11 protein-coding genes are annotated in these 8,060 nt (G+C 70.6%); 6 read left to right on the forward strand and 5 right to left on the reverse strand.

Annotated elements, in window-relative coordinates; all coding sequences use genetic code 11:
* On the forward strand, window positions 1–1,087 hold a 1,087-nt coding region (locus tag QM582_RS01530; RefSeq protein ID WP_415081128.1), incomplete at its 5' end, for an FtsX-like permease family protein.
* Window positions 1,088–1,228: 141 nt separating this feature from the next.
* On the opposite strand, the gene QM582_RS01535 is transcribed toward QM582_RS01530, so the two are convergent.
* A complete protein-coding gene (locus tag QM582_RS01535) occupies window positions 1,229–2,143 on the reverse strand; it encodes a hypothetical protein (RefSeq protein ID WP_415081130.1) in 915 nt (304 codons plus the stop codon).
* Window positions 2,144–2,352: 209 nt separating this feature from the next.
* Here QM582_RS01535 and QM582_RS01540 point away from each other — a divergent pair, with 209 nt between their 5' ends.
* The 3 genes from QM582_RS01540 (at window position 2,353) to QM582_RS01550 (ending at window position 4,220) form a co-directional block, all read left to right on the forward strand.
* Window positions 2,353–2,715 carry an ArsR/SmtB family transcription factor gene (locus QM582_RS01540; RefSeq protein ID WP_415081132.1) on the forward strand — a complete coding sequence of 121 codons (363 nt, stop codon included), beginning with the start codon at window positions 2,353–2,355 and terminating at the stop codon, window positions 2,713–2,715.
* Window positions 2,712–3,188 carry an SRPBCC domain-containing protein gene (locus QM582_RS01545; protein WP_415081134.1) on the forward strand — a complete coding sequence of 159 codons (477 nt, stop codon included), beginning with the start codon at window positions 2,712–2,714 and terminating at the stop codon, window positions 3,186–3,188. The genes QM582_RS01540 and QM582_RS01545 overlap by 4 nt, the downstream gene beginning before the upstream one ends.
* Window positions 3,189–3,443: 255 nt before the next feature.
* Window positions 3,444–4,220, forward strand: a complete 777-nt coding sequence (locus QM582_RS01550) for an Ig-like domain-containing protein (RefSeq protein WP_415081136.1) — start codon at window positions 3,444–3,446, stop codon at window positions 4,218–4,220.
* A 76-nt stretch (window positions 4,221–4,296) separates the two neighbouring features.
* Here the strand turns inward: QM582_RS01550 and QM582_RS01555 are convergent, their stop codons facing one another.
* Window positions 4,297–4,902, reverse strand: coding sequence for a TetR/AcrR family transcriptional regulator (locus tag QM582_RS01555; RefSeq protein WP_415081138.1), 606 nt, complete (start codon window positions 4,900–4,902; stop codon window positions 4,297–4,299).
* Between the two features lie 95 nt (window positions 4,903–4,997).
* Between QM582_RS01555 and QM582_RS01560 the strand changes: the two genes are divergently transcribed.
* Both QM582_RS01560 and QM582_RS01565 read left to right on the forward strand, forming a co-directional pair.
* A complete protein-coding gene (locus QM582_RS01560) occupies window positions 4,998–5,309 on the forward strand; it encodes a DMT family transporter (RefSeq protein WP_415081140.1) in 312 nt (103 codons plus the stop codon).
* Window positions 5,306–5,686 (forward strand): DMT family transporter, encoded by a 381-nt coding sequence (locus QM582_RS01565; protein WP_415081141.1) that lies wholly within the window; start codon window positions 5,306–5,308, stop codon window positions 5,684–5,686. Before QM582_RS01560 ends, QM582_RS01565 begins: the two co-directional genes overlap by 4 nt.
* Before the next feature lie 10 nt (window positions 5,687–5,696).
* On the opposite strand, the gene QM582_RS01570 is transcribed toward QM582_RS01565, so the two are convergent.
* The 3 genes from QM582_RS01570 to QM582_RS01580 all read right to left on the reverse strand — a co-directional run.
* Window positions 5,697–6,104 carry an arsenate reductase ArsC gene (locus QM582_RS01570; protein ID WP_415081143.1) on the reverse strand — a complete coding sequence of 136 codons (408 nt, stop codon included), beginning with the start codon at window positions 6,102–6,104 and terminating at the stop codon, window positions 5,697–5,699.
* Window positions 6,105–6,220: 116 nt separating this feature from the next.
* Window positions 6,221–7,657: a PLP-dependent aminotransferase family protein gene (locus QM582_RS01575; RefSeq protein WP_415081145.1), complete on the reverse strand. Its 1,437-nt coding sequence runs from the start codon at window positions 7,655–7,657 to the stop codon at window positions 6,221–6,223.
* 10 nt (window positions 7,658–7,667) lie between these two features.
* Window positions 7,668–8,060 (reverse strand): TSUP family transporter (locus QM582_RS01580; RefSeq protein ID WP_415081147.1); only part of this gene is annotated, 393 nt, incomplete at its 5' end.

Below are 8,060 nucleotides of genomic sequence, written 5' to 3' on the forward strand. Positions count from 1 at the left end.
ACTGGCCGCGCAGAACGCGCTGCGCAACCCGCGGCGCGCGTCCACCACCGCGACCGCGCTGATGCTGGCCGTCGGGCTGATCGTCACCCTGCAGGTCGGCACGGCGAGCGCGCGGGCGTCCATCCTGGAGCAGATCGACCAGCAGCGTCCGGTGGACATCGCGGTCGCCGACTGGGGCCTCGAGAAGTCGCTGCCGCGCGAGCTGATCGACCAACTCAGCCGGGTCTCCGGCGTCGAGGCGACGGCGGTGCTGCCCGCGACCACGGTGAACTTCACCCGTGGTTCCGCGGAGACCGAAGGGCTGATCGTGCTCGGCTACGTGCCGGAGGCGGCCGCCGTCGCGGCCAAGGCGCCGGCGGCGATCCCGGACGATCAGGTCTACGTGTCGGACGGGGTCGGCGAGGCCGCGAACGGTCAGCAGGCCACGCTGAAGGGACGGTCCCACACCCTGCGGCTGACGGTGGTTACCTCGCCGCTGGTGTCGTCCGGCCAGGTGCTGGTGTCCCGGGCGAACCTGGACAAGCTGGGCGGCGTGGTGCCGGACGCCATGTTGTGGCTGTCCGTGCCGAACCGGGCGGAGGCGATGCCGGCCGCCACCGCGGTGGCCGAAATCGCCAGCAGCGAGAAGTACCAGGTGAACGGTGCCGTCATCGAAGCCGCGGCGATGGAGTCGGTGCTCAACCTGCTGCTGACCATCACCACCGCGCTGCTCGGGGTGGCGGTGCTGATCGCCCTGATCGGGGTGAGCAACACCCTGGGCCTGTCGGTGCTGGAACGCACCCGCGAGTCGGCGCTGATGCGAGCGCTCGGCCTGCAAGCCCGTTCACTACGGGTGATGCTGCTGATCGAGGCGCTGCTGCTGGCCGTGGTGGGAGTCGCGGTCGGCGTGGCGGCCGGCATCTACTTCGGCTGGCTCGGCGCCACCGCGCTGGCCGCCCAGGTGAAGGCCGACGTCCGGCTGGTGGTGGACCTGCCGCTCACCCTCGGCATGGTGGCGATCGCGATCCTGGCCGCGGCGCTGGCGTCCGTGCTGCCCGGACGCCGGGCGGCGAAGGCGTCCCCCACCGAGGCGCTGGCCGACATCTGAGGTTCGTCCGCCACTCACCGAACGCTCGCCCACTGAACGCTCGCCTAACTATTTCCCGCTCGCTGAATTCAGCGAGCGGGAAATAGTTAGGCGAGCGCATGAGGAGGCGGGACGAACGCGAGCAACCGGCGGCCGGGCTGCTCATGCCAGCATCTCGCCGTAGGGCAGAGCGAACGGACGGGACGCCAGCGCGCCTCGGATTCGGCGCTCCAGTTCGCCCGGCTGGCGCAGCACCTTCTTCCCCCAACGCAGAACCAGGTAGCCCTCGGCCTCCAGTGCGGCCTGGCGTTCCTTCTCCTGCTGGACCACCTCCAGCGGCGCCTCTCCGTACTCGCCGGTGTACTTGCCTTCGCCGTCGTACTCGCCGATCACCTTCTTGGCACGCCAGAGGAAGTCGACGCGGGCGACGAACCGGCCGGTGGACGTCCGGATCACCGCCTGGATCTCGGGAACCGGGAGACCCGCGGCGGCGATCCGGGCGCGGGACTCGGACTCCGCCGGACTCTCGCTGGCCGGGTCGGCGAACAGCAGGACACGCTCGGCCTTGCGGCACCCGCGTCCCTCACCGACACCGGCCAGCAACTCGTCCCGATCGGCGCCGAGCCGCAGGGCCGCGTCGGCGATCATCACGGCCTCGGTGAACGGCAGGGTTCGCGCCAGGTCGAGCACGGTGCGAGCCAGCGTGGTGGCGGGCAATCCGTCGACCCAGGTCCCCTCGCCGGGCACCAGGATTCCCGCACGCGCCCGCAGATGACGCGAGGTGTTGCCGTGACCCCCGAACGTCCGGGTCACCTCGACCAGTTCTCCGGAGCGGATGACGGCCGGCAGGCCGTGGATCAGTGCCGCCGACCGATGGCTGAACCAGGTACCGCGTTGCAGGAACGGGGCGGTGGCCTCGATCGCCCTGTGCAGGGTCTCCGATGGCGTGAGGGTGGCGTTCTCAGCCACCATGCCCCGCCGCACCCGGACCAGTTGCCCCGTTTGGACCTGCCGGGCGAGCCGGGCATAGCCGCCTGTCGCTGTGCCGAGCAGCTGTCGCGTGGGTAGCACCGTCATGTCCTCAGTGAGGACCCGCGTCCCCCGAAGTGTTCAAAGTCGCCGTCGGCTGCGGCGCCGCCCACCCAGCGCTCGCCTAACTATTTGCCGCTCGCTGAGTTCAGCGAGCGGCAAATAGTTTGGCGAGCGGATGTGTTCAACCAGATGGTTGACAATACTCGCCCGACCGTCGTACGGTTATTCAACCAACCGGTTGAAGAAGGACCACCATGACGGACCAGCTGGACGCCGCCTTCGCGGCGCTGTCCGATCCCACCCGGCGCGACCTGGTCGCCCGGCTGGCGATCGGGGACGCGACGGTCGGCGAGCTGGCCGCCCCGTACGACATGACCATCCAGGCCATCTCCAAGCACCTCAACGTGCTGGTGGCGGCCGGACTGGTCAGCAAGCGTCCGCAGGCCCAGCGCCGGCTGGTCCACCTGGAGACGGACGCCCTGCGTCGGCTGACCGACTGGGTGGAGCACTACGCCCGGCTGGCCGAGCAGCGCTACCGGCGGCTCGACGACGTCCTGGCCGCACTGCCCGAGAACCGCGCGGCCGCCGCGCCGCCACTCGAAGGAGAGACATCATGACCGAGCACATCACCACCGCCACCATCGAGGCCGACCCGGTGGTTCCGATCATCCACATCACCCGCGACTTCCGCGCCACCCCGGCGCAGGTGATCCGGGCGCACGTCGACCCCGAGCTGTTCACCCAGTGGGTCGGACCCGACAACCGCACCATGACCATCGACCACTGGGACGCCCGCACCGGCGGCAGCTGGCGCTACTTCGACGCCGGCGACGACGACCTGCAGGCCTTCCGCGGCTGCTTCCACGAGATCGGCGAGCACCGGATCGTGCAGACCTTCACCTGGGAGGGCATGCCCGAGGGCGTCTCGCTGGAGACCCTCACCCTGACCGACCTGGGCGACGGCTGGACGCGGCTGCACGCCACCTCGCTGACCGACAGCTTCGAGAGCCGGGACGCCTGGCTCGCCTCCGGCATGGAGGTCGGCATCAACGACGGCTACGCCAAGCTCGACGCCCTGCTGGCCCGATGAGCGCCGGGCGGAGCGCCATCGTCGCTACACGACCCGTTTCGCCGAGGTGATCGGCGCCGTCACCGACTGGACGGCGCCGACCCCGGTGAAGGAATGAACCGCGCGCGACGTGGTGGCACCCGGTGAGCCCGAGCGCTACCCGCTGAACCGGGGCGCTGCCCGGTGAGACGGTGGATGGACACCGCACACACATCGACAGCTGAAAGTTAGGCTTGCCTAAGTTGCCCTGTTCTGGGCTTGTGCGTGAGGAGTGAGATGACCATGAACGTAACCCACCGCGCCGGACGGTGGTCGATCCGGACGGCCGCGACGCTGGCGGCGGTGGCGCTGCTCGGCGGCGGACTGATGCCGGCCCAGCGGGCGGTGGCCGCACCCCGGCCGGAAGCCGGCAACGGCACGCTGACCATCGTCAAGGCGACGGTGACCCCCGGCGGCACGATCACCATCAAGGGCACCGGCTTCGACCGGCGTCCCAGCGGCGGCTTCCTGGCCTACAAGCTCAACGACGGGGCGCTCAAATTCGCCACCGGCAAGCCCGACGGCACCCTGGACGCCTCCGGCACGGTGACCACCACGAAGGCGGCCAACCTGCCCGATGCGTCCGGCTCGTTCTCGGTGAAGCTCACCGTGCCGTCCGACCTGGAGCCGAACAGCGACGCGAGCACCTACTGGGTGCGGCTGCTGGCCGGCAACGACGGCGGCAGCCTGGCGTCCAAGTACGTGCACTTCACCGTGGTGAAGTTCAGCTCGACGACCAAGGCGTCCTTCGACTCGAAGACCAAGAAGAAGTCCTCGAAGGGCACCGCGAAGGTGACGGTGAAGACCGCCGGAACGTCCAAGCCGACCGGAACCGTGACCGTCCTCGACGGCACCAAGACCATCGCGACCGGCAAGCTGGCCAGCAAGAACAAGGGCGTGATCAAGATCAAGCTGCCCAAGCTGAAGAAGGGCAAGCACACCCTCACCGTGAAGTACGCCGGCACCGGCCTGGTCAACGGCAGCTCGAAGGCCTACAAGCTGACCGTCAAGTAGCCGTTTCACCCACCCCCACACACCAACCGCTCGCCTAACTATTTGGGGCTCGCTGAATTCAGCGAGCGCTAAGTAGTTAGGCGAGCGCTGCGTCGGGGGATGGGGTGACCAGGCGGTTCACCGCGGCGCGCAGCGCGGCCTGGGCGCTGTCGGCGTCCACCCGTCCGAGCAGGACGTGGACGGTGAGGCCGTCCAGCATGGCCTGCAGTTCGAGGGCCGCGGACGCCGGGCCGCCGTCCACCCGGAAGCCCATCCCGGCCAGCTCGGTGAGCAACTCGACCAGCAGCTGGTTCAGGTCGCGGTAGAGGATGCCCTGGGCGTCGGCGATCCCGGCGTCACTGGCGGCCTGGCCGACGAAGGCCAGCCAGACCAGGGACGCCCGGTGGATCTGCTCGTCGGTGGGCAGCACCGCGGCCAGCAGCCGGGCCAACGCCTCCAGCGGGGGCGCGGAGGTGTCCACCGCGCGGATCCGCTCCTCGATCACCTCCGACACCCGCTGCGCGGCGGCGTCCAGGATCGCCTCCCGGGTCGGCAGGTAGTGCCGCACCGCGCCACTGGACCAGCCACTGCGCTCGGCCACCCGCCGGATGGTGATGCCGGCCAGGCCGTCGTCGACGATCAGCCGCCACACCGCGTCGATCAACTCGTCGCGGCGTTGCCGATGATCCACCACCCGGGGCACGACGCAGTTGTAGCACATCCGTGCGAACTTGCCATAGATCGCACGATCGTGCTACAAAACATTCCAGCACGATCGTGCGAAATAGGAGGTGCGTCATGGACCCGTGGCTGATCCTGGTGACGGCCGGCGTGTTCGAGGTGGGCTTCACCACCTGCCTGAAGCTGGAGGAGCGCAACAAGTGGTTCATCGTGCCCTTCCTGATCTGCGCGGGCATCAGCTTCACCCTGCTCTCGGAGGCGATGAAGACCATTCCGCTGGGCACCGCCTACGCGGTGTGGACCGGCATCGGCGCGGTCGGCACGGTGCTGGTCGGGGCGTTGGCCTTCGGTGAACGGCTGCGGCCGGCGGCGTTGCTGCTGCTCGGCGTCGTGGTGGCGATGATCATCGGGCTGAAGGTGCTGGCATGAGCACGGAGAGCGCCGAGCGCGCGAAAGGGACCGGCATGAACGGCTGGCTGTGGCTGCTGATCGCCGGCGCCTTCGAGATCGGGATGACCACCGCGCTCAAGCTGGAACAGCAGAACTCACAGTTCCTGTGGGTCTTCCTGGCCTGCGCAATCGCCGGCTTCGAATGCCTGGCGAAGGCGATCAAGACGATCCCGCTCGGCTTGGCCTACGCGATCTGGACGGGCATTGGCGCGGTCGGCACCGTGATCGTGGGCGCGGTCGCCTTCGGTGACCCGCTGGGCGGCGTCCGGATGCTGCTGCTCACCGGCCTGGTGGCGGCGATGATCGGCCTCAAGCTGGTCGGCGGCCGCAAACCCGCGGACACCGCCCGGCGCTGACCGGGCAGGATCAGGCGGCGGCCGGCGCGTTCAACTCGACCAGCAGCGCGGCCACCCGGGCCTTGATCGCGTCCCGGATCGGACGGACGGCGGCCAGCCGCAGGCCCGCCGACTCGGGCAGGTCCCAGTCGGCGTACGACCTGCCGCCGGTGAGCGCACGCAGGTCGGCGCCCAGCGTGATCACCAGGTCGGCTTCGCGCAATTGCTCCACGCTGACCGCCTTGGGCTCCTCCTCGCGCAGGTCGATGCCCTCTTCGAGCATCGCCGCGACGACGGCCGGGTTGAGCGCGTCCGCGGGAGCGGTGCCCGCCGAGGAGACCTCGATGGTGCCGCCGCTGAGTTGGGCGAGGAAACCCGCCGCCATCTGGGACCGACCGGAATTATGCGTGCAGACGAACAGGACCGAGCGAGCGATCATCCCAAACCTCCTTGTCGATGGGGCATGTCGGAGCTTCGCAGCCGGACGTTACATACGGGTGAACGGGGCCCGTCAAGACGCTGTGGGTTCGCCGAGAGTTCCCTCAGCATCGACGCTCAGATGACCTCGATCAGCCGCTGCATGCCGGGCCGGACGCGGTCCAGCGGGATCGCGCTCAGCCCGAGCCGGAGGTGGTGGGTGGGCGCCGGGGCGTCCAGGAAGAAGCCCTCCCCCGGCTGGAACAGCACCCCGCGGCGGCGTGCCCGGTCGAGCAGCGCCGTGGTGTCGTAGCCTGCCGGGCCGGTCAGCCACAGCCCGGCTCCGCCGCCGGGCAGCACCTGGTCGGGCCAGGGGAAGTCGCTGCCGAGGATCTCGGTGGCGACCTCCCATTTGGCCCGCAAAGCCGCCCGCTGCCGGGCCACCTGGCGGGCGAAGTCGCCGGAGGCGATGAACAGCGCCAGGGTGCGCTGCTCCACCCCGGAGGGGTGCTTGATGCTCAGGTAGCGGGCGTGCCGGAGCTGCTCGATCAGTTCGGCGTCCGCGACCACGTAGCCGAGCCGCAACGCCGGGGCGAGAATCTTGGAGAAGGTGCCGACGTGGATCACCCGCCCGGTCCCGTCCAGCGCCCGCAGCGGTGTCTGCGGTTCGCCGCGGAAACGGATCTCGGAGTCGAAGTCGTCCTCGATCACGATCAGGTCGTTGGCGGCCGCCGCCTCGACGACGGCCCGGCGGCGCCGCATCGGCATGGTCACGTTGGTCGGGTGCTGGTGGCTCGGGGTCAGGTAGAGCAGGCTGAAGTCGGGTCGCTCCGGGAGCCGGACGCCCTGGCGTCCGACCGGCAGCAGCGAGATCTCGGCGCCCGCGTTGCGGAAGATCCGGGCGGCGTCCACGTAGCCGGGGTTCTCCATCGCGACCCGGGTTCCGGCACCGATCAGGATCCGCGCGATCAGCGCCAGGGCCTGCTGCGCCCCGTTGGTGATCAGCACCTCCTCGGGACGGGCGGCGATGCCGCGCGGCAGCAGCACCTCCTCGACGATCGCCCGGCGCAGCCCGGGGTCGTCGCCGTCGCCGGCGTCCCGGGTGGCCTGTCCGTCCTGGTCGCCGTCGAAGGCCCGGGCCGCGGCCCGCAGCCAGGCGCGGACCGGGAAGGAGCCCTGCTCGGGTTGTCCGGGCAGGAACGGGTAGGGGTAGCCGCGGTGGTCGGGCAGCCGCGGCGCCCGTCCGGCCCACGGATCGGGACGGGCCACCAGATGGTCAGCCCAGGACACCCGGGCCGCGTCCGTCCGCTCGCCGGCCGGCTGCACGGCGGCGGCCACCGTCACCGGGAAGTAGCCGCGCCGGGGCCGGCTGACCAGCTGGCCCCGGGCCACCAGCTGCTGCAACGCGGTGTCGATGGTGGTGCGGGAGACCTCGAAACGTTCGGCCAGCCGCCGGCTGGGCGGCAGCGGACGGTTCGGCCGGAACCGTCCCTCGGCCAACTCCTGCTCCAGGACGTGCCGCACCCACTCGTGCTTCGGGGCACCGCCGGTCTCCACCTCGCTCCTCCCGGTCATCGCGCACCGGTCACAGCTGCACGGACGCCTTGACGATCAGCGCGGCACCGGCCAGCGCGGCCAGGGTGAGACCGGCCGGACGGAGCCGCCGCCCGGGGATCAGCCGGCTCAGCCAGACTCCCAGCGGCCACCCGGCCAGCACGCCCGGCAGCAGCCGGGCGGTGGTCGCCAGCACGTCCGGGCCGATGCCGTGCACACCCAGCAGCAGCCCGATCGACACCACGGTGATCACCAGATAGTAGACGGCCAGGTTGGCCCGGTAGGCGACCGGGTCGTCGTTGCGGTAGACCACCAGCACCGGCAGGCCGGGGGTGGCGACCAGGGACGACAGCGCCCCGCTGGCGGCACCGGCGACCGGAGCCACCGCCGGCGCGTCGGGCAGCCGCCAGCCGGCCAGCGCCGC

Origin of the sequence: Micropruina sp., assembly GCF_047607385.1 — a bacterium.
Lineage (GTDB): Bacteria > Actinomycetota > Actinomycetes > Propionibacteriales > Propionibacteriaceae > Micropruina.